This window comes from Prochlorococcus marinus CUG1435 (assembly GCA_017644375.1).
Classification (GTDB): Bacteria; Cyanobacteriota; Cyanobacteriia; order PCC-6307; family Cyanobiaceae; genus Prochlorococcus_A; species Prochlorococcus_A marinus_AH.
On sequence record JAEPLP010000001.1, the window covers coordinates 1,077,367 to 1,095,946 of the forward strand.

Genomic DNA, 18,580 nt, shown 5'->3' on the forward strand with positions numbered 1-18,580 from the left:
AAATCAAATTCATATACTTAAAAGTGATTTGAAGCAATTTAATAAATTTAGTTTTGTTCGGATGAATAATTAAATTAAAAAGTATTGTATTTATTGGACTTGCATAAAGATTATTGATTTAATCAAAATAATTAATATTTTTACTATTTATAATTATATATGACGCCTGAAAGGCTTGGATTACTTTGGGGAATAACTGTATTTGCAGGTGCTTGTGCTCGATTATTTTCTTCTTTTACGGGATTCCCAAGTGTTGTTATTTTATTAGTTTCTGGATTATTTATTGGCAGATCAGGTTTAGGACTTGTTGAGCCTTTAGATCTTGGACAAGGACTTGAAACTATCGTAGGGCTTTTAGTCTGTTTGGTTCTATTTGAAGGGGGGCTAAATTTAAAATTGCCTGAGGGGAATATAAGAAATACTGTTTTGAAAATCTCATTGGTTAGACTTTTTATTTCATTATCAGCTGGAATTTTTATTGCTCATTGGTTGGCAGGCCTTTCATGGCAAGTTGCAGGAATATATAGTGCCATAGTTTTAGCTACTGGACCAACAGTTGTCTCTCCATTAGTTGAACAAATAAAATTAGCTTCCCCATTGTCGGATGTTCTAAAAGCTGAGGGGTTGTTACTTGAACCAATTGGTGCAGTGCTAGCATTGTTACTTTTAGAACTGACTTTGGGGGATCTGCGCGGGATTAATGATGTATTTATTGCATTAATGCAAAGATTAGGGGGCGGAGTTGTAATTGGATTAAGTGCTGGTTGGTTGCTATCAGAAATTTTAAAAAAAATAAAAAATGAAGCATCATTTGGTATAGAGCTTCAAGTTACCCTTGGATTTATTTTTCTTGTTTATGGAACTTGCGAATATTTTTTGCCAGAATCAGGCTTGCCTGCCTCTGTTGCAGCGGGTTTTATTGTAGGTAAAAGAGAAGTAATAGATAAAGAGAGATTGGATAATCTAATAGGTGAATTAGCTCAATTAGCAATAACAGTTCTTTTCCCTCTTTTGGCAGCTGACGTTTCTTGGGGTGAATTAAGTCCGCTAGGTTGGGGAGGGATTGTTTGCGTTTTTATGTTGATGGTAATTGTCCGTCCTATCTCTATCTGGATAGCAACAATGGGAAGAGAATTAGACTTGAAAGAAAAAGTATTTTTAGCCTGGTTAGCCCCAAGAGGTATTGTTACTGCAGCGGTGGCCTCTCTTTTTTCTATAAGATTAGAACAGGCTGGTATTCTTGGTGCTGGACGTCTTCAAGGTTTAGTGTTTCTTACTATATTAATGACAGTAGGAATACAGGGTCTTACAGCAAAACCTTTAGCGAGTCGACTTGAATTAGGCCAAAAAAATAATTTTGATTGATTAAAGACATCTTTCAATTCGAGTTCTATCAGTTTTAGTCTCTGCGAAAAGCTCCCAACTTTGAATTAAATCTGGCCCACTGAGAGATCCAAAAAAGGCTACTCTTAATGATTTCATTAATATTCCTTTTTTAATATTATGCTTTTTTGAGATTTCGTTTATTATTTCTTTGACGTTCTCTTTGTTTAGTTTTATAGTATTTTTCTCAATTAAATAATTTAAGATTAGTTTTAAAGATAATTTGCTTTCCCGGTTTTCAAGAAAATCTTGACCTTCTTTTTGAATAGTAGGTATTAAGAAAAATGGTTTTGATTGATCAATTGAATCTTTTAAAAGAGTCATAGAGTCTCTAATCAAAATTAATAATTTATTAGCCCATTCTTGAGATGGCGGCTCCCACCCATTGTCATCCCAGTATTTTCTAATGATCTCAATCAACTTTGTTGTTTCCATATTTTTTATATATTGAGAATTAATCCAGTTGAGTTTTTCCCAACTAAATTTGGCTCCAGCTTTATTTATTTCTGATAAGTCAAAAATTTCAGATATCTCTTCAAGTGAAAGTATTTCTCTTTCGGCAGATTTTGGAGACCAACCTAAGAATGCCATATAGTTCGATAGGGCCTCAGGTAAATATCCCATTTCTCTAAATTCGTCGATTGAAGTAACGCAATCTCTCTTAGATAATTTTTTCCCTTCGCTATTTAGTATTAAAGGTGTATGCGAAAAAGTTGGTAAATTAAAATTTAATGCTTTATAAATCAATATTTGTTTTGCAGTGTTCGAGATATGGTCTTCACCCCTTACAACGTGAGTAATATTCATGAAATTATCATCAACTACAACTGCAAGATTATACAAAGGATCACCAATCTCATATCCCTCAGCCCTTCTTGATAAAACCAAATCACCGCCCAAATCCTTCCCTTGCCATTTGATTTCGCCTCTTATCTGATCTACCCATTTTATATCAATTTTTTCATCAATCTTAAATCTTATTACTGAAGTCCGCCCTTGGGATATGAATGTTTCTATTTCTTCTTTTGAAAGACTTCTGTGTCTATTATCATGCTTTGGAGGTAATCCTTTCTTTTTTTGTTCTTCTCTCAATTCAGATATTTCATCTTCTGAGGTAAAGCACCTATATGCAGCTCCACATTCCAATAGTTTTTTGATATAACTTTTGTGAATCGAAATTCGGTCACTTTGCTTTATAGGTTCTTCATCCCATTTAAGTCCAAGCCATTTCAAGCCCTCTAATATATTTTTTGTATATTCAGATTTAGATCGAATAAAATCTGTATCTTCTATTCTGATGAGAAATTTTCCACCTATTTTTTGTGCATACAACCAATTGAATAGTGCTGTTCGCGCTGTCCCAATATGAAATAAACCCGTTGGACTCGGCGCTAGTCTTAAACGTTTTTCCAAATTTCTTTTAGAAAAAACGGGACCGACGGGATTCGAACCCGCAACTTCCGCCGTGACAGGGCGGTGCTCTAACCAGTTGAACTACGGTCCCAGAGTTTTGTTCTAAATTTATTTAGAACTTCATTCTTAAAATTATCAGATCATAATACTTAATTTATGAGGTTGTAATAAAAAAAGTTTATTAATTTGAGGATTTACAAAAATAATTAGTTTTTTAACTGCCTTAGTGTAAACAAATATTTATTTTTGAGGTCTAAAACCAGCAGGTTCTATCAACCTAACTTGATTTCCTCTAGCAGTAAATTCTCTGCCTTGGTCACTTTGTACGACAACTCTTCCACCAGATTTAACTCTGATAACTCTTGCACGAACCCATCCTAAAGCTGCTGATTCGAGGACTTTAACTACGTCCCCAGGTTGAAGATCTAACTCCATCTTATGAAAAAATGATTTACATAATGTTGATCAAACGCGTCGTGGAGGACTTGAACCCCCGACATCAGGTTTTGGAGACCTGCGTTCTACCAACTGAACTAACGACGCATTTAAATGATTATAAGCGTCTTTGTGACCAATAAGTTGATTAATTTACAACTTTATCGATCAAAGCGTTGTTTTACGCGAGTAGCTTTTCCTACTCTATCTCTCAGATAGAATAACTTAGCTCTTCTTACTTTACCTCTACGTTCAACTTTTAGAGAGGCAACCTGTGGACTATGTAGCATAAATACTCTTTCAACACCTATACCCTGAAAAATTCTTCTAACTGTAATAGTTTGGTTAATTCCTCCATGTCTTTTTGCTATGACAACGCCTTCATAGGGTTGGACTCTTTCTTTATTACCTTCTGTAATTTTCACTCCAACTTTAACAGTGTCCCCAACATATATTTCAGGTAATTCTTTTTTTAATTGTTCTTTTTCAAATTCCTCAATAAGATTGGATGCACTTAAGGTTTGCGTAGTTTCAGAAACCGTATTTTTTTCTTTTTGTTCAACTGCTACATCGACTGATGCGTCAGCTTTAATACCGGTTTCTAAATCCTTCTCTTGTTTCTCTTTGGCCATTTTGGTCATTATTGTCCTACAAGTTCTATATCTTAACCTTTTGACTCGCCTTTAGTAACCTTTTTGGTAAATGAAATTGTTTTTGAAAACATTTGGAATCCTGTGACGAGCATCCATAAAACTCCAAGGGAATTCAATATTACGTATATAAGTTCTCCATTATCTCCAAGCCATTCGCCCTCATGGAGAGACATTAACCAATGAACTTGTTCTCTAGAGTAACCCAGTAAATCTTTGGAAACCCTATAAAGAAGGCCAGTTATTGAAGATATAAATAATGGAAGAAAAATCCAGGGCGCCAAAGCCTTATGAAATTGCCTAGAATTAAATAAAGTTTTCATTTTCGTTTCTTTCCCATTGTTATTGATAGATTTAAGGTAGCCAAGATCATAAAGGCTATTTTGAAGATATTTACCTATTACTATTATTTATTCCAATGAGACATTTTGCAGATCTTTTGTTAAATAAAAATAATTCCAAAGCTAATGATCAAGTTCCTTTTATACAGAGGAGAAGAGGAATCGAAATAAAGTCTTCACGTGAAATAAATTTGATGAAAAAATCTAGCAGAATTGTAGCCACTGTTTTAAGAGAAATTAATGACTTAATTAAACCTGGAATGAGTACAAAAGATTTAGATGATTTTGCAGAAAAGAGGATAAAAAGTTTTGGTGCTGTGCCTAGTTTCAAGGGCTACCATGGATTCCCTTCCAGTATTTGTTCTAGTATTAATAATGAGGTTGTCCACGGTATTCCAAGTAAAAATAAAATAATTAAAAATGGTGACTTGGTTAAAATTGATACAGGGGCATATTTAGATGGTTTCCATGGAGATAGTTGTATATCAATTTGCGTAGGAGAAGTTAGTCCAAAGGCTCAAAAACTTAGTGATATAGCTTTTAAAGCATTGTATGCGGGGCTTTCGAAAATCAAGGCAGGGAATACACTTCTAGATGTGGCTGGGGAAATCGAAGACGTTGTTGTAAAAAATGGCTTTAGTGTTGTAGAAGATTATACAGGTCATGGAGTTGGACGAAATCTTCATGAAGAACCATCGGTATTTAATTTCAGGACCAAAGAATTGCCTAATGTCGTCCTTCGCGAAGGGATGACATTAGCGGTGGAACCTATTGTTAATGAAGGGACTAAATTTTGTAAAACATTAAATGATAGATGGACCGTAATAACAAATGATGGAAAATTATCGGCTCAATGGGAGCATACAATAGTTGTTTTAAAAGATGGTATTGAAATATTGACAGATAGAGATTTCTAGAAACTAAGATTTGTACCTATAGATAATTTGGCAATATAAAAAATTAAAGAATTCTTTCAGTGGGAAAAGTAAATATGTCAAAGGGTTTGGACTAATTATTATTAAATAATTTTTTGAGTTGGCAAAATCATAAATTTTTTTTGAAACAAATTTTGGACTCATTATTCCGATAGGATTTAGTTCTGATTTAAAAGGCCCTAAAATGATCTTCTTTATTATTAATTTTTTCTTGGTGTTTTTGTCTAGAAGATTTTTTTTGAAAGAAACTAATTGACCAATAAGAGATTTACTAATCTCATATGACGGATTTAGGGCCGGTAATAGTTCTGCTTCAGATGTGTTTATCCAAATTTCTTTTTTTATTAGTGAATCACTGGTTAGAGCAATATCTTCAAATAAATTTAAAATTTTGAATTTGCTTAATGCATTTATTTCTATTGAATTTTCATAATTAGCATTTTCTCTACTCAGATTATAAATTCCATGGTTCAAAATTAAAATATCTATTTTTTTTAGATGCTTTTTTAATTTAGATTCTTTCCCACATTCCCATTTAATCCATTCATTAGGAGATTCAAGATCTACCTCAGATCCAGTTTTACTATGAGTAAATCCAATCACTTTATATCCTTTTTGACGAAATAATTTCGTTAATTCTCTTCCTAGCGTTCCAGAAGCTCCTGTAATTCCGATAGTTTTTTCTTTTTTAATAGAATTTATCATTTTTCTAATTTTGATAAAATATTAAAGGACTAAAATTAATTTACCTAAAAAATATTTATGTATTTATTTGATTAAAACTCATAAATAAATATTTGTTTAGTTCTAAAAAAAATATTATCTTAAACCTATGGATAAATAATTTACTAATTATGAGCGATATATTGTTAATTGGTTCATGTGAGCCATTTAGTGGTAAGTCTGCATTGGTTCTTGGGATAGCAAAAAGACTTTTACAGGAGAAAAAAAAAGTACGCATTGGTAAACCATTAGCAACATGTATCGAACTTACTAATTTACCTTCAATGTCTTATGAAGGATTAATAGACGATGATGTTAAGTTTATTGGGTCTACATTAAATATTGAAGAGAAGAATTTAATTTCTTCAGTAGGATTATTGGATAATATATCAGCTGAAAAAAGAATATCTAATAAAGATTTACTACCAGGAAAAGGTTTTGATCAAATTGAGGGATTGGTTAATGATGATTTTGAAGGATTGAATATTCTTGAAGCGGCTGGAAGTCTTCATGAAGGAATGATCTATGGCTTAAGTCTCCCACAACTAGCTGAAAGTTTAAATGCGAAAGTCTTAATTGTGAATTTATGGGAAGATTGTAAAAGCGTAGATGCATTACTTGATGCGAAAAAACAATTAGGAAAGCATTTGGCTGGAGTGGTTTTGAATGCTGTTTTGCCTCAGGAAGTCGAAAAAGTTAAAAATGAAATTATACCTTCTCTAAAAGATCTGAATATTGAAGTATTTGGAGTCATGCCTAAATCACCATTACTAAGAAGTGTAACTGTCGGTGAACTCGTAAGACGACTAAATGCCCGTGTAATTTGTTGTCCTGAAAAAGATCAATTACTTGTTGAGACATTAAGTATTGGTGCAATGGGAGTAAATTCTGCAATGGAATTTTTTAGAAGAAGAAGAAATATGGCTGTGGTTACTGGAGCTGATAGAACTGATATCCAACTTGCGGCTTTGGAAGCTTCGACTCAATGTCTTATTTTAACTGGCTTGGGAGAACCTTTATCCCAATTGATTCATAGAGCAGAAGAATTGGAGGTGCCAATTTTAAAGGTGGAATTAGACACTCTTGCTTCTGTAGAAATTATTGAACAAGCTTTTGGGCATGTAAGGATACATGAATCAATCAAAGCTTCTTATGCAGTTCAATTAGTGCAGGATCATGTGAATCTCAAAAGAATTCTTGAAAAGATAGATTTTCCCTGCAATTTTTCAGATAAATGCTAATTTCAAATATAGAAACAATTTTATTTTGAGTCGCTCTTTAGATCTACCAGCAACTGAAGGTGTTGATGCCTTAGCTCAAGAACTTGCAAAACTCCAGGATAATGGAAAAAGAAGGATTGCTTTTTTGGGCAGTAGACATGTACCAGTTGTTGATATCCACTTGATCGAGTTAATAGCAAGATCGTTAGCAGAGGAAGGACATAATATTCTCACATCAGGATCTCAAGGAGTAAATGCTGCTGTTATACGAGCTGTTTTAGATATTAACCCATCATTATTGACTGTTTTATTGCCACAAAGTCTTGATAGACAAATCCCCGAAATCAAAGAACAACTTGAGAGGGTTATGCACTTAGTTGAAAAAAGTGAAAATGATGAATTGCCTTTGCCACTAGCGAGCAGCCTTTGTAATCAAGAAATTATTACAAGGTGCGATCAATTAATTTGTTTTGCATTTCACGATAGTGAAACCTTACTAAACAGTTGTAGATGTGCAGAAGAAATGGGCAAAGTGGTTAGCCTGTTATTTTTTGATTAAATAAACTCATCCTTATTTATTTCAATACAAATTATGCTAATAATAGTCTTGAATTTAAAAATTTACTATGGCAGAAAGTTTTTCATTTGATGTAGTCTCTGATTTCGAAAGACAGGAATTAGTTAATAGTTTAGATCAAGTAAAAAGGGAAATTTCTCAACGTTATGATCTGAAAGGAACTGACACAGTAGTTGATTTAGATAAAGAAAATATTTTTATAACGACTAATAGTGAACTTACCCTAAATGCTGTCAATGACATAATCAGACAAAAGGCAATAAAAAGAGACTTATCTTTAAAAATTTTCGAGTATGGTCAAATTGAAATAGTGAGTGGTAATAGGGTGAAACAAACAATTCTATTAAAACAGGGAATCAAACAAGAAATAGCCAAAAAAATCAGTAAAAATATTAGAGATCAAATAAAAAAAATCAATGTCAGCATTAATGGAGAAACACTAAGAGTTTCTAGTAAAAGTAAAAATGATCTTCAATTAGCAATTAAGCTTGTTGGTGAATTGGAAGAATCTTTGGATATTCCCCTAAAGGCAAATAACTTTAGATAAAATCTTCAATAAATATATCAAAATAATATGGCAGATTATCCAGAATCACTTATTAAAACGTTATTTTTAAAGGTCAAAGAATATCCTCGTTTTTCATATGGAGAAGTTGAAAAATATTGTTGGATGGCAGTGCATGAGCATAAGCATGGTGTGTTGCCCTCTGAATATGATATTAGAGAGATAGATGAGAATCTTTTTTTACGACTGTTGCAAGAATTTAAACAAAATATCTAAAATAATATTTATTTCCCTTTTTACAATTATTAAAAAAATATATTAATTAAATGCCTTATTAATGCACTAATTAATTAGATTAAATATGATTGATTAAAAGTAAAAATTAAATGTCAACATCCTTTAAAAATGTCACTCCGACTGGTCCCGGGGGGACAGCAACACTCTTAATTGTATTGTCTTTTACTGGCTTTCTTTTGCTCACTCAGTCTCTCTTTGTTGTGCCCTCTGGACAGGTTGCAGTAGTAACAACATTAGGGAAAGTAAGTGGTCCTTCTAGAAGAGCTGGTCTAAATTTTAAACTGCCATTTATTCAATCTGTATATCCGTTCGATATTAAAACTCAAGTTCAACCTGAAAAATTTGAAACTTTAACAAAGGATCTTCAAGTTATTAGAGCTACAGCTACTGTAAAATATTCAGTTAAACCAAATGAAGCAGGGAGGATTTTTGCCACTATTGCTAGTAGAAATAGTGATGTTTATCAAAAAATTGTTCAGCCATCTTTACTAAAAGCTCTTAAGTCAGTCTTCTCTCAATATGAGCTGGAAACAATAGCTACAGAATTTGCGGTTATTTCTGAAAAAGTTGGAGATACCGTTGCAAAAGAACTCAATTCTTTTGATTATGTAGATGTTAAAAGTTTGGATCTTACTGGACTAGAGATTGCTGAAGAATATAGAGCTGCTATAGAACAAAAACAAATAGCTGGTCAACAATTATTAAGAGCAAAAACAGAAGTGGAAATTGCTGAGCAAGAGGCTCTTAGATATGAAACCTTAAATAGAAGTCTTGATGATCAGGTTCTTTTCAAATTATTTCTTGACAAGTGGGATGGTAGCACTCAAGTCGTACCAGGCTTACCAGGTTCAGAGGGAGGCTCTCCTCCAGTAATAGTTGGTGGTAGAAGATAATATAAATTTATCTTTTTTTTTAATAAATAAAAAATTTTAGTTTTTTAAGGCGCAAAAAGATTGATCAAATGCCTCGATAGTCTTCTCAATTTCTTCTTCGCCATGTGCCAAGGAAGTGAAGCCAGCTTCAAAAGGACTTGGAGCTAGGTAAATTCCTCTTTGTAACATCTCTCTATGCAACTTACCGAATAGTTCGGCGTCATTTGTTTTTGCTTCATCAAAGTTTCTTACTGGCCCCTCACATAAGAAAAATCCAAACATAGCGCTTACATTCCCACCGTAAATTGCAATTCCATTACTTTCTGCAGACTGAAGTATCCCTTCAGTTAACCTAGAAGTTATTGCATCTAATTTTTCATAGGTGCCTTCTTGTTTGAGTAGCTCGAGGGTTTTTATACCAGCAGTCATTGCTAGTGGGTTTCCGCTTAAAGTACCTGCCTGATAGACCGGACCTGAAGGAGCAACCATTGACATTATTTCTTTCTTACCTCCATAAGCTCCGACAGGAAGACCTCCACCAATAACTTTCCCTAGAGTAGTTAAGTCAGGAATAACTCCAAACTTTTCTTGAGCACCACCATAACTGATTCTGAAACCGGTCATGACCTCATCAAAAACTAATAAGGATCCATTCTCAGTGGTTAATTCTCTTAACCCCTCCAAGAAACCTGGCTCAGGAGTAATAAAGCCGGCATTACCTACAATTGGCTCAAGAATTACCCCAGAAATGGCATCAGGATTTTCGGAAAATAATTTTTTAACTGCTTCTAGATCATTATAAGGTGCAGTTAGTGTATTAGCAGTTGTTGTGCGTGGAACTCCTGGAGAATCTGGCAATCCTAAAGTAGCCACTCCTGATCCGGCCTTAACCAAAAACATATCTGCATGGCCGTGATAGCATCCGTCAAATTTAATAACTTTATCTCTTCCAGTAAATGCTCTCATTAGCCTTAAAACAGCCATGCAAGCTTCAGTCCCGCTATTAACAAATCTGACCATTTCTACTGATGGGACGGCATCTATAACCATCTCAGCAAGTTTATTTTCTAAAATACATGGAGCTCCAAAGCTGGTACCTTTTTCAATTGCTTCTTGTAATGCTGTTGTCACTTCAGGATGAGCATGTCCGCATATGGCAGGTCCCCAACTACCTATATAGTCAATATATCTATTTCCATCGATATCCCAGGCGAAAGGGCCTTTAACTCTATCAAACACAATTGGCTGTCCGCCTACAGACTTAAAAGCTCTTACAGGAGAACTTACTCCTCCAGGCATTAATTCTTGGGCTGCGGAGAAAACTTCTTCTGATTGGGTGCAATTTAATATGTTAGTCACAGTTTAAATAAATGAAGCTTTAAGAAAATAATCAGTCATGTTCTAAATTAGAAATAACTAAAAATTTTGTCAATCAATTTTGAAATTCTACATTATGACATTTATATTGCGTTTGTTTGGATTGTAAATTATTAATTTTTAGAAAATGATAAAAACAATTTAATATTTACCTTGATAGCTCTCTATTAATAAGCGTTTTCAGGCCTGAAATGAAAATCATCTAATTTGTTTATATTTCGAAAAAATTATCCTCTTCCTCAAAAAAATCTATATTTGTGTCATCTAAGTTTAGATTTATCATTACCGGGGCATGATCACTTGGTCGTAGATTTGCTCTAGGTAAGCTGTCTATTACACAGTTTTTAAGGTTTGATGATAGTTCTTTACTGATGTAAATATGGTCTATCCTCCAACCTTTATTTAATTCATATGCATTATTACGGTAATCCCACCAACTCCAATGACCAGTATTTTTTTCAAAAATCCTAAATGTATCTATTAGTCTCCCTTTCAGTACATTCCTTAGAGCATTTCTCTCAATCTCAGATGCCATTATTCCCCCTTCATATTTCTTTGGATCATGAATATCTAAGTTAGATGGAGCAATATTAAAATCGCCCATCAGACAAATAAACCCTCCTTTTTTTTCTTGTTCATCCAATAAAGAAGCTAAACAATTTAACCAATTAATTTTGTACTCAAACTTTTCTGACTCTAGTGAAGATCCATTAGGAACATATACATTTATGATTTTAATACCATTAATATCAGCAGAAATTAATCGTTTTTGATCTCTGAAGATTTCAATATCTTGGTCAGAGTTTTTACAACCGTAAAATCCTTTTTTAATATTTTCGGCTTTAATTTTAGAAATAATTGCAACGCCGTTGTAGGACTTTTGTCCGTAAACCTCTACCGAATAGCCTAATTTTTCAAAAGGTTCAGTCGGAAAACTATCATCTACTACTTTTGTTTCCTGTAAACATAGAATATCTGGATTGACCTGATTAATCCAATCTATTATTTGTGAAAGTCTGGTTCTAATAGAGTTAACATTCCAAGTTGCTATTAACAAATTTCTACTAAATTATGTAAAATTAAGTTAGCAAAAAACTTTGGCCATTAAGGAATTTTGAAATTTAATAAAATGAATAAGTATTTTTTTAAAAACTTTTCTAAACCAATACTTATAATTATGGTCTCTTTGCTTTCGATCCCTTTTAAAAGTGATTTCCTTAATGCAGAATATTTATTTGATGAATTGAAAATCGATACCTCAACGAAATCAAAAGAAGATGGGTCTGCTATTCCAACAAATCCATTTGAACTTGTTGAAATGATTAGGAGAAAAAATAGTTTGAATGATGCGACTAATCCCTCTGATGCAATTGATGATGCGTTAAAGTCTTTTAATAGTTTGGAGGGAAAACAAGAAATTTAATAAGATCAATTTCAATTTTTAAATCTTTAATATGTTCAAAAATCCTATTCCACAAGTTACTGATCCATTTCAATACAGAGCTATTGGTATTGTGAATGGAAAGTTTACGCCTCATGATAGTGAGCAGTTAAATAGAGGCTTGATAACTGATAATGAAGGCGAAAAAATTGAAACAGTAGTACTAGGTAAAGCATTATCACTTTTAAAAAAGCATATTGATTTAAATAAAAATTATTACTGGGTTGTTTATCCAAAGAATAAAAATACTCAAAACTTGCATTTACAGGTTGCAGGTATCTGGGATCCTGTACTACTTAACGATTTACCAAAGAATTCGTCAAAAATTAACTTCTCTAAATTATTGGAAGAATTAGATTTAAAAGATAATTATTTTTCTGTTAGAGGAGAGCTAGTTTTTGTCAATAAATCAAAAAAAGAAATCGTTATTAAGATCTGTTCTACTTCAAAAATAAAGAATTTAAAAAATAAAAATTTTAAGTTAGTCATAAAAGGTGAGCTTTCTCTCGAACTTCTCAATAATTTTCTAGGTTTAGATGTCCATAGAGATGGTAATTCTTTGAAATTACTTAATTACGAAGTTATTGGCAAAAATCTTTCTAAAAATAATTAGAATGTAAAATTGATATTTATCCCAATTCTTATCAACCAAGAAATCTAAGATTTATGGAAGATGTTTTAATTGAATGTTCACCAGGAATCTCTGGGGATATGTTATTAGGAGCTTTTTATGACTTAGGTGTTCCTAAACAAGTTATTGAACAACCACTTATTGATCTTGGATTAAAGGATCTCTATCATCTAGAGTTTAAAGAATCGAAAAGCTCTTCAATCCGAGGGATAAGTGTGAAGGTTGAGACTATTAGTCGCAGTCCTTTCAAAAGAACTTGGAGAAGCATTAAAGAACTTATTTCAAATGGTCACTTAGAAGATAAATTAAAGCAGAAAATTTATGAGGTATTTGAATCTTTAGCAAATGCAGAAGGAAAAGTTCATGGCATCAAATCTGAGGATGTTCATTTTCATGAAATTGGGGCTATCGATTCATTAGTGGATATCGTAGGAGTATGTGCTGCATTTAATTACCTAAATCCTAAAAAGATTTATTGCAATGAACCTATGTTAGGGAAGGGCTTCGTTCAAACTGAACATGGGAGATTATCCGTACCCCCTCCTGCTGTAATAGAGTTAATAAGGCAAAGAAATATTAAGGTTTTATCAAGTTTTGACTCAATAGAGGGTGAACTATCGACACCAACGGGCATTGCTTTACTTTCTAATTTTGTCCAAAATCTGCAACCCCCATCAAAATATTCTGTTAACTCTTATGGAGTAGGCATTGGCAACAAAAAATTTCCATTTGCTAATTTGGTGAGAGTTTATAAAATTGCTTCATTTGATGATTATTCTATTTATAAACAAATTAATCCAAAGTTCGAAGAGATATCTGTACAAGAAGCCTGGATTGATGACCAAACACCTGAAGATATATGCAATTTTGTAGAGAAACTGAGAATTGAAGGTGCTTACGACGTTTCTTATCAAGCTATCAATATGAAAAAAAATAGAATTGGATTCTCTATTCAAGTAATCTTGCCAATAGAGAAAAAAGAATTTTTTAGGCAGCTATGGTTTGATTATTCCAATACTATTGGAGTTCGTGAAAGGATCCAATCAAGGTGGATATTACTTAGAAGGAGAGGAGAATGTTCAACGACTTTTGGAAATATAAAAGTTAAACAGACTATGAAACCAGATGGATCAATAACTATGAAGCCTGAAAATGACGAAGTTATAAGATTAAAACTAGAGCATAAAATATCAACTGAAGAAATAAGAAAAATAATAAAAGATTCCAGTAAAAAATTTCAAGCATTTGAAGACTGGAAATGAGATTCAATTTAAGTAGTCAATCATATTGGAAATTTCTAAAAAAATTTAATTTTGGAATTTTAAAGAGTACTTTCTTTATTTCAAGCTTGTTATATTTTTGCATCTATTTTTTTTATAATATTGATCAAATTACTTTTGATATTAATTTAGAAAAAAATGGAATTAATTTATTTTTATCATTTTTATTTTGTGTTTTAAGTATTTACCTGAACGCATATGGATGGAAATATATTGTTAAATGGTTTGGGAAAGAATTTAAAAGTAATAATCTAGTTTCTTTTTATGTCTTAACTAATATTCTAAAATACGTTCCTGGAGGGATTTGGCATTTTGTTGAAAGATTTAATTTTATAAAAAAAATAAGTAATCCCCAGATTGCTTTGTATTCGACACTTATAGAACCTTATTTTATGTTGAGTGGATCTTTTCTCTTGGCATCGCTGGGATTAATTTTTTCACCACTTTATTCTTTTTTAATTTTTCCTTTAGTATTCTTAAATAGGAAATTAATTTATTTTATCTTAAAAAGATTAAGAACCCTTAAGGGAAAAGTATTTGAGGTTTTGAGACTTCAAAATTTAAATGGCCAATTTGAAGAGAGAACAAATATAATCTCTTTTTTTCCTAGTAGAGCTTTATTGCTTGAAATTGGATTTGTTTTATCTAAATTTGTTGGGTTTTATTTTTGCTTAAATACTTTTTATCAAAGTAATACTTTGGACATCATATTTTTATTAGTAATCTTTTCTTTGTCATGGTCTTTAGGATTGGTAGTCCCAACAGCTCCAGGAGGAGTTGGTGTTTTTGAAGCCTGCCTTCTTTTTCTTGTGGGCAGAAATATCCCACAGAATGCAATTTTTGTTTGCTTAATTTATTTTAGAATTATATCTACATCGGCAGATTTGTTGTTAAGCTTCCCTTTTTTAATTAGAAAAATTTTTAAAAGAATTTAGTTTTTTTTCTCTAAACTTGGTATTAATGTAATTGATGCAATAAGGCCCAGAATCATGATAAAAATAGCTGGTAATATTGCTTCTACCATTCTTTCATCTCCAGCATATTGATATATTCGAACAGATAATGTATCGAAATCGAATGGTCTTAAAATAAATGTTATGGGTAATTCTTTTATCGTGTCTACAAAAACTAAAAGTGATCCGACAAAGATTGGTCCTTGGAGTAAAGGCAGATGAATTTTTTTGATGATTCCCAGCCAATTCTCTCCTAAACCAAGTGCAGCTTCATCAAGACCAGGAGAAATCCTCTCAAGACTTGAATCAATAGAACCCTTAGAAATAGTTAGAAATCGGACAAGATAACCCCAGATTAGTAAGCAAATAGCAATGAAGTTTAATTTTGAAGAAGAAACGCTTATTAAAGATAAAGCTAAAACTGTACCTGGTATTGCGTAACCTATCCCCGCAAGGTTTGTTATTAGTTCTAGAAATAAGTTTTTATTTGGACGTCTAGCTAAGGAAATTATTAACGAGAATAGCATTGTTATTAATGCTGTAAAAAATCCTAAACTAATAGTCCTAAATGATAGGTTGAGTAATTCTAAAGACAACCCTTTATGAATTTGATCGATATTTAGCAGAACCCAAAAAAAAGGAATTCCAAAAGAGAAAATTGGAGGGAATAAGGATATGATTATTGCCAAAAAAGCTCGATTTTTTTTTAATTCCCACCCTTGAGAATCTTTTGATGCAGGATTTTCACTCCACCTCTTTGATTTTCTTCGCGAGAATTTTTCAAAAATAATTAAAGTAAAAATTATTGACAAGGCTACCAATGATAGTCCAATAGCACTTTTTGGATCACCCTCAATTATCCAATTTTCGGCTATACCTGTAGAAATACTTGGAATATTTAATAATGCAAATGTACCTAACTCATTCATTACTTCCATACACATTAAACTTATTCCTGTTATCAATGCTGGCATCGCCATTGGGAAAGCTATTTTAAAGAAGCTCCTCCATGGCCCAACTCCTAATCCTCTACTAGCATTTATTTGATTAATACCAAATTTATTAAAACTTTCATTTGCAAGAATGAATACATATGGATACGTAGAAATCGAAAGTATTAAAACCCCCCACCATAAACCAGTTACCTGATACCCAAAAATACTTCCTAAATCCTGTAAAACAGCTGTTATTAGATATGCTGGGGCAGCTAATGGAACTAGCTGAAAGATACGAAGAATTTTTCTGAACTTAAAATCGCAATTTGAAAGTAACCATCCATTTATTGTTCCCAAGCCTCCCCCAAATAAACTTGTCAGTGCTAAAACTTTTAGAGTTCCTAATACCTCTTCTCCTCCAGCAATACCCAATGAAAAATTTCCACTTAAAACATATTGAATTCCCTCAAGAAGAAAATTGCATATTGGAATGATTACTAATATTGAAACAATAACCGATATGGTAAAAAGAAGTTTTAATTCGTTTACTGCTTTTTTAAATCCTTTAATTAGTATTTTCAAAAATTAATTAAACCCTAATATGTATACTCTAATCTGTACTAAATCTACACGATGAGAGTTGCTTCTTAATAGTTTGATGATCTAAGTCTTTCCCAATTAAAACTATCTTGTTAGATTTTTCTTTTGTCCATTCTTCATCATCTAGAGAAAATCGTTTTCCGGATAGGTGAAAAATGTGTTTTCTTTCACTCTCCATAAACCATAATATTCCTTTTGCCCTAAATACATTTTGTGAGATTTGATTATCTAAGAAATATTGAAACTTCCTTAGGGAAAATGGTTCAAATGTCTCATAAGAAACTGATGTAAAACCATCTATATTATTGATCAAATCGTGTGAATGAGAGGAGTGATCGTGTGAATGAGAGGAGTGATCGTGTGAGTGAGAGGAGTGATCGTGTGAGTGAGAGGAGTGATCGTGTGAATGAGAGGAGTGATCGTGTGAGTGAGAGGAGTGATCGTGTGAATGAGAGGAGTGATCGTGTGAATTGTCTTTTACATCTTCTTTATCCTTATCGAATTGAAAAGTATCTGTTTCAAATAGACCTACACTCATTATTGTTTGTAATCCAACTTCACTATTTGTTGATCTCAATATCCTTGGTTCTTTTTTTATTTTATTTATAAATTTTTCGACTTTTTTTAATTGTACTTCGTTGACTAAATCACATTTATTTAGGAGAAGGATATCTCCGTATAAAATCTGAGAATAGGCGACACTTGTATTATTAATTTCAAAATCAAAATTTTCTCCATCAATGACAGTGATGATTGAATCTAATCTTACTTTTTCCCGAAGATCTCCAGCTGCAAAAGTCATGGCTACTGGTAATGGATCTGCAAGCCCAGTAGTTTCCACAATCAAATAGTCTAATTTTTCAGCTCTTTCTAAAACTTTGGATACGGTATTTAATAATTCGCCATTGATAGAGCAACATATACATCCATTATTTAATTCGATCATATCTTCTGAGCCTTCTATTATTAAGTCATTATCTATTCCTATCTCTCCAAATTCATTAACCAAAACAGCTGTTTTAAGACCTACTTGATTTTTTAAAATATGATTTAGAAGTGTAGTTTTGCCAGAACCTAAAAATCCACTAATAATAGTAACTGGCAATAAATTTTTAGACATTTTGAATAGTTGAAAACAAGTTTATATTTTTATTGATCGAAAATTTTGTTAATTTCCGAAGCTAATGTTTGATCCAGATTCGTAATGCCTCCTAGATCATGTGTATTTAATTTAATTATTACTTTTGCATACACATTCTCCCAGTTAGGATGATGATTATATTTTTCACAGATTAAAGCAACCTTAGTCATAAAAGCAAAGGCTTCAATAAAATTAGCGAAGTTGAATTCTCTTTGGATTTGTTTAGATTTAATTTCCCAGCCAGGTATTTTGACAACTAATTCATTCAATTCTTCATCTTGCAAAATGTAGGGTTCCATTAAATAAGAAATCTGACTTATTACATTATAGATATCTTACTTTTTCTCACCAATTATATGTACATTAATGATTCTTTCCTTTTGATCAAATCGATGTTCCCATAAATAAACTGCTTGCCATGTGCCAAGCATAATTTTCCCGTCTTGAAAACTCAAAGATAAACAAGTGTTTGTTAGTGATGTTTTAATATGTGCTGGCATATCGTCAGCCCCTTCTTGATAATGTTTATAGGATATTTCTTCTCTATTTTTTGATAAGGTTAGGTAGGAATCATAGGGAACTATCGATTGCATATACTGTTTTAGGTCCCTCAGTACATTTGGATCTGCGTTCTCATTAATAGTTAAACTGCAACTTGTATGAAGTGAAGTTAAATTTAAAATTCCGGAATGAAAATTATTTTTTTTAACACATAAATTTAAATCATATGTGATATCAATAAAACCCTCGCCATGGGTAATGAATTTTAATTTTGAAAATATTTGTTCCATATAAGTTAAAACTTAATTAATCAATATCCTATTATGGATAAAAATGCATGTTTTACTGCAGACATTAAAATTTTTATCTT

22 protein-coding genes and 2 tRNA genes are annotated in these 18,580 nt (G+C 32.2%); 11 read left to right on the forward strand and 13 right to left on the reverse strand.

What is annotated here, in order from left to right; all coding sequences use genetic code 11:
* The first annotated feature begins 159 nt into the window (after positions 1-159).
* Positions 160-1,365 (forward strand): cation:proton antiporter, encoded by a 1,206-nt coding sequence (locus tag JJ844_06115; protein MBO6975247.1) that lies wholly within the window; start codon positions 160-162, stop codon positions 1,363-1,365.
* On the opposite strand, the gene JJ844_06120 is transcribed toward JJ844_06115, so the two are convergent.
* The 6 genes from JJ844_06120 to JJ844_06145 all read right to left on the reverse strand — a co-directional run bounded on the left by JJ844_06120 (position 1,366) and on the right by JJ844_06145 (position 4,204).
* A complete protein-coding gene (locus JJ844_06120) occupies positions 1,366-2,796 on the reverse strand; it encodes a glutamate--tRNA ligase (GenBank protein MBO6975248.1) in 1,431 nt (476 codons plus the stop codon).
* Positions 2,797-2,813: 17 nt separating this feature from the next.
* Positions 2,814-2,887, reverse strand: a tRNA-Asp gene (locus JJ844_06125).
* A gap of 149 nt (positions 2,888-3,036) precedes the next feature.
* On the reverse strand, positions 3,037-3,231 hold the full coding sequence (locus JJ844_06130) for a hypothetical protein (GenBank protein ID MBO6975249.1): 195 nt from the start codon (positions 3,229-3,231) through the stop codon (positions 3,037-3,039).
* Positions 3,232-3,266: 35 nt separating this feature from the next.
* Positions 3,267-3,339, reverse strand: a tRNA-Trp gene (locus JJ844_06135).
* A 53-nt stretch (positions 3,340-3,392) separates the two neighbouring features.
* The gene (gene rplS, locus JJ844_06140) at positions 3,393-3,731 is read right to left on the reverse strand and encodes a 50S ribosomal protein L19 (GenBank protein ID MBO6975250.1); all 339 of its coding nucleotides are present in this window, start codon (positions 3,729-3,731) and stop codon (positions 3,393-3,395) included.
* Positions 3,732-3,895: 164 nt separating this feature from the next.
* Entirely contained in the window at positions 3,896-4,204 is a 309-nt protein-coding gene (locus JJ844_06145; GenBank protein ID MBO6975251.1) for a PepSY domain-containing protein, read from the reverse strand.
* 95 nt (positions 4,205-4,299) lie between these two features.
* On the opposite strand from JJ844_06145, the gene map reads away from it, so the two are divergent.
* Positions 4,300-5,139: a type I methionyl aminopeptidase gene (gene map / locus JJ844_06150; protein ID MBO6975252.1), complete on the forward strand. Its 840-nt coding sequence runs from the start codon at positions 4,300-4,302 to the stop codon at positions 5,137-5,139.
* A gap of 3 nt (positions 5,140-5,142) precedes the next feature.
* Here map and JJ844_06155 read toward each other — a convergent pair whose 3' ends face one another.
* Positions 5,143-5,862: an NAD-dependent epimerase/dehydratase family protein gene (locus tag JJ844_06155; protein MBO6975253.1), complete on the reverse strand. Its 720-nt coding sequence runs from the start codon at positions 5,860-5,862 to the stop codon at positions 5,143-5,145.
* A 149-nt stretch (positions 5,863-6,011) separates the two neighbouring features.
* Between JJ844_06155 and JJ844_06160 the strand changes: the two genes are divergently transcribed.
* From JJ844_06160 to JJ844_06180, 5 genes are all read left to right on the forward strand, one after another.
* Complete coding sequence (locus tag JJ844_06160) at positions 6,012-7,121, forward strand: phosphotransacetylase family protein (GenBank protein MBO6975254.1); 1,110 nt, start codon at positions 6,012-6,014, stop codon at positions 7,119-7,121.
* 25 nt (positions 7,122-7,146) lie between these two features.
* Positions 7,147-7,659, forward strand: a complete 513-nt coding sequence (locus JJ844_06165) for a DNA recombination-mediator protein A (GenBank protein MBO6975255.1) — start codon at positions 7,147-7,149, stop codon at positions 7,657-7,659.
* Positions 7,660-7,726: 67 nt separating this feature from the next.
* A complete protein-coding gene (locus JJ844_06170) occupies positions 7,727-8,224 on the forward strand; it encodes a YajQ family cyclic di-GMP-binding protein (GenBank protein MBO6975256.1) in 498 nt (165 codons plus the stop codon).
* 27 nt (positions 8,225-8,251) lie between these two features.
* On the forward strand, positions 8,252-8,458 hold the full coding sequence (locus JJ844_06175) for a hypothetical protein (protein ID MBO6975257.1): 207 nt from the start codon (positions 8,252-8,254) through the stop codon (positions 8,456-8,458).
* Between the two features lie 110 nt (positions 8,459-8,568).
* Positions 8,569-9,372 carry a prohibitin family protein gene (locus JJ844_06180; GenBank protein MBO6975258.1) on the forward strand — a complete coding sequence of 268 codons (804 nt, stop codon included), beginning with the start codon at positions 8,569-8,571 and terminating at the stop codon, positions 9,370-9,372.
* Positions 9,373-9,408: 36 nt separating this feature from the next.
* Here the strand turns inward: JJ844_06180 and hemL are convergent, their stop codons facing one another.
* Positions 9,409-10,710: a glutamate-1-semialdehyde 2,1-aminomutase gene (gene hemL, locus JJ844_06185; protein ID MBO6975259.1), complete on the reverse strand. Its 1,302-nt coding sequence runs from the start codon at positions 10,708-10,710 to the stop codon at positions 9,409-9,411.
* A 229-nt stretch (positions 10,711-10,939) separates the two neighbouring features.
* Positions 10,940-11,785: an exodeoxyribonuclease III gene (xth, locus tag JJ844_06190; protein MBO6975260.1), complete on the reverse strand. Its 846-nt coding sequence runs from the start codon at positions 11,783-11,785 to the stop codon at positions 10,940-10,942.
* A gap of 72 nt (positions 11,786-11,857) precedes the next feature.
* On the opposite strand from xth, the gene JJ844_06195 reads away from it, so the two are divergent.
* The 4 genes from JJ844_06195 to JJ844_06210 are packed head-to-tail and all read left to right on the forward strand — an operon-like array spanning position 11,858 to position 15,015.
* Positions 11,858-12,151 carry a hypothetical protein gene (locus tag JJ844_06195; GenBank protein MBO6975261.1) on the forward strand — a complete coding sequence of 98 codons (294 nt, stop codon included), beginning with the start codon at positions 11,858-11,860 and terminating at the stop codon, positions 12,149-12,151.
* Positions 12,152-12,182: 31 nt separating this feature from the next.
* Positions 12,183-12,782, forward strand: coding sequence for a hypothetical protein (locus JJ844_06200; GenBank protein ID MBO6975262.1), 600 nt, complete (start codon positions 12,183-12,185; stop codon positions 12,780-12,782).
* Between the two features lie 53 nt (positions 12,783-12,835).
* Positions 12,836-14,062 carry a nickel pincer cofactor biosynthesis protein LarC gene (larC, locus tag JJ844_06205; protein ID MBO6975263.1) on the forward strand — a complete coding sequence of 409 codons (1,227 nt, stop codon included), beginning with the start codon at positions 12,836-12,838 and terminating at the stop codon, positions 14,060-14,062.
* Positions 14,059-15,015 (forward strand): flippase-like domain-containing protein, encoded by a 957-nt coding sequence (locus JJ844_06210; protein ID MBO6975264.1) that lies wholly within the window; start codon positions 14,059-14,061, stop codon positions 15,013-15,015. Before larC ends, JJ844_06210 begins: the two co-directional genes overlap by 4 nt.
* Here the strand turns inward: JJ844_06210 and JJ844_06215 are convergent.
* Genes JJ844_06215 through JJ844_06230 form a run of 4 tightly spaced genes read right to left on the reverse strand, consistent with a single transcriptional unit; the run spans position 15,012 to position 18,500 of the window.
* Positions 15,012-16,550 (reverse strand): iron ABC transporter permease, encoded by a 1,539-nt coding sequence (locus tag JJ844_06215; GenBank protein ID MBO6975265.1) that lies wholly within the window; start codon positions 16,548-16,550, stop codon positions 15,012-15,014. The genes JJ844_06210 and JJ844_06215 overlap by 4 nt on opposite strands.
* 28 nt (positions 16,551-16,578) lie before the next feature.
* Positions 16,579-17,688 (reverse strand): GTP-binding protein, encoded by a 1,110-nt coding sequence (locus JJ844_06220; GenBank protein MBO6975266.1) that lies wholly within the window; start codon positions 17,686-17,688, stop codon positions 16,579-16,581.
* Positions 17,689-17,717: 29 nt separating this feature from the next.
* A complete protein-coding gene (locus JJ844_06225) occupies positions 17,718-18,008 on the reverse strand; it encodes a 4a-hydroxytetrahydrobiopterin dehydratase (protein ID MBO6975267.1) in 291 nt (96 codons plus the stop codon).
* 36 nt (positions 18,009-18,044) lie between these two features.
* The gene (locus tag JJ844_06230; protein ID MBO6975268.1) at positions 18,045-18,500 is read right to left on the reverse strand and encodes a YjbQ family protein; all 456 of its coding nucleotides are present in this window, start codon (positions 18,498-18,500) and stop codon (positions 18,045-18,047) included.
* Between the last annotated feature and the right edge of the window lie 80 nt (positions 18,501-18,580).

Bases quoted from the DNA above. Each gene is read 5' to 3' on its own strand.
- map (MBO6975252.1), top strand. From the start codon at position 4,300: ATGAGACATTTTGCAGATCTTTTGTTAAATAAAAATAATTCCAAAGCT.
- JJ844_06160 (MBO6975254.1), top strand. From the start codon at position 6,012: ATGAGCGATATATTGTTAATTGGTTCATGTGAGCCATTTAGTGGTAAG.
- JJ844_06155 (MBO6975253.1), bottom strand. From the start codon at position 5,862: ATGATAAATTCTATTAAAAAAGAAAAAACTATCGGAATTACAGGAGCT.
- JJ844_06195 (MBO6975261.1), top strand. From the start codon at position 11,858: ATGAATAAGTATTTTTTTAAAAACTTTTCTAAACCAATACTTATAATT.
- JJ844_06220 (MBO6975266.1), bottom strand. From the start codon at position 17,688: ATGTCTAAAAATTTATTGCCAGTTACTATTATTAGTGGATTTTTAGGT.
- JJ844_06180 (MBO6975258.1), top strand. From the start codon at position 8,569: ATGTCAACATCCTTTAAAAATGTCACTCCGACTGGTCCCGGGGGGACA.
- larC (MBO6975263.1), top strand. From the start codon at position 12,836: ATGGAAGATGTTTTAATTGAATGTTCACCAGGAATCTCTGGGGATATG.
- JJ844_06115 (MBO6975247.1), top strand. From the start codon at position 160: ATGACGCCTGAAAGGCTTGGATTACTTTGGGGAATAACTGTATTTGCA.
- JJ844_06130 (MBO6975249.1), bottom strand. From the start codon at position 3,231: ATGGAGTTAGATCTTCAACCTGGGGACGTAGTTAAAGTCCTCGAATCA.
- JJ844_06170 (MBO6975256.1), top strand. From the start codon at position 7,727: ATGGCAGAAAGTTTTTCATTTGATGTAGTCTCTGATTTCGAAAGACAG.
- JJ844_06230 (MBO6975268.1), bottom strand. From the start codon at position 18,500: ATGGAACAAATATTTTCAAAATTAAAATTCATTACCCATGGCGAGGGT.
- JJ844_06145 (MBO6975251.1), bottom strand. From the start codon at position 4,204: ATGAAAACTTTATTTAATTCTAGGCAATTTCATAAGGCTTTGGCGCCC.
- JJ844_06175 (MBO6975257.1), top strand. From the start codon at position 8,252: ATGGCAGATTATCCAGAATCACTTATTAAAACGTTATTTTTAAAGGTC.
- JJ844_06200 (MBO6975262.1), top strand. From the start codon at position 12,183: ATGTTCAAAAATCCTATTCCACAAGTTACTGATCCATTTCAATACAGA.
- JJ844_06210 (MBO6975264.1), top strand. From the start codon at position 14,059: ATGAGATTCAATTTAAGTAGTCAATCATATTGGAAATTTCTAAAAAAA.
- JJ844_06225 (MBO6975267.1), bottom strand. From the start codon at position 18,008: ATGGAACCCTACATTTTGCAAGATGAAGAATTGAATGAATTAGTTGTC.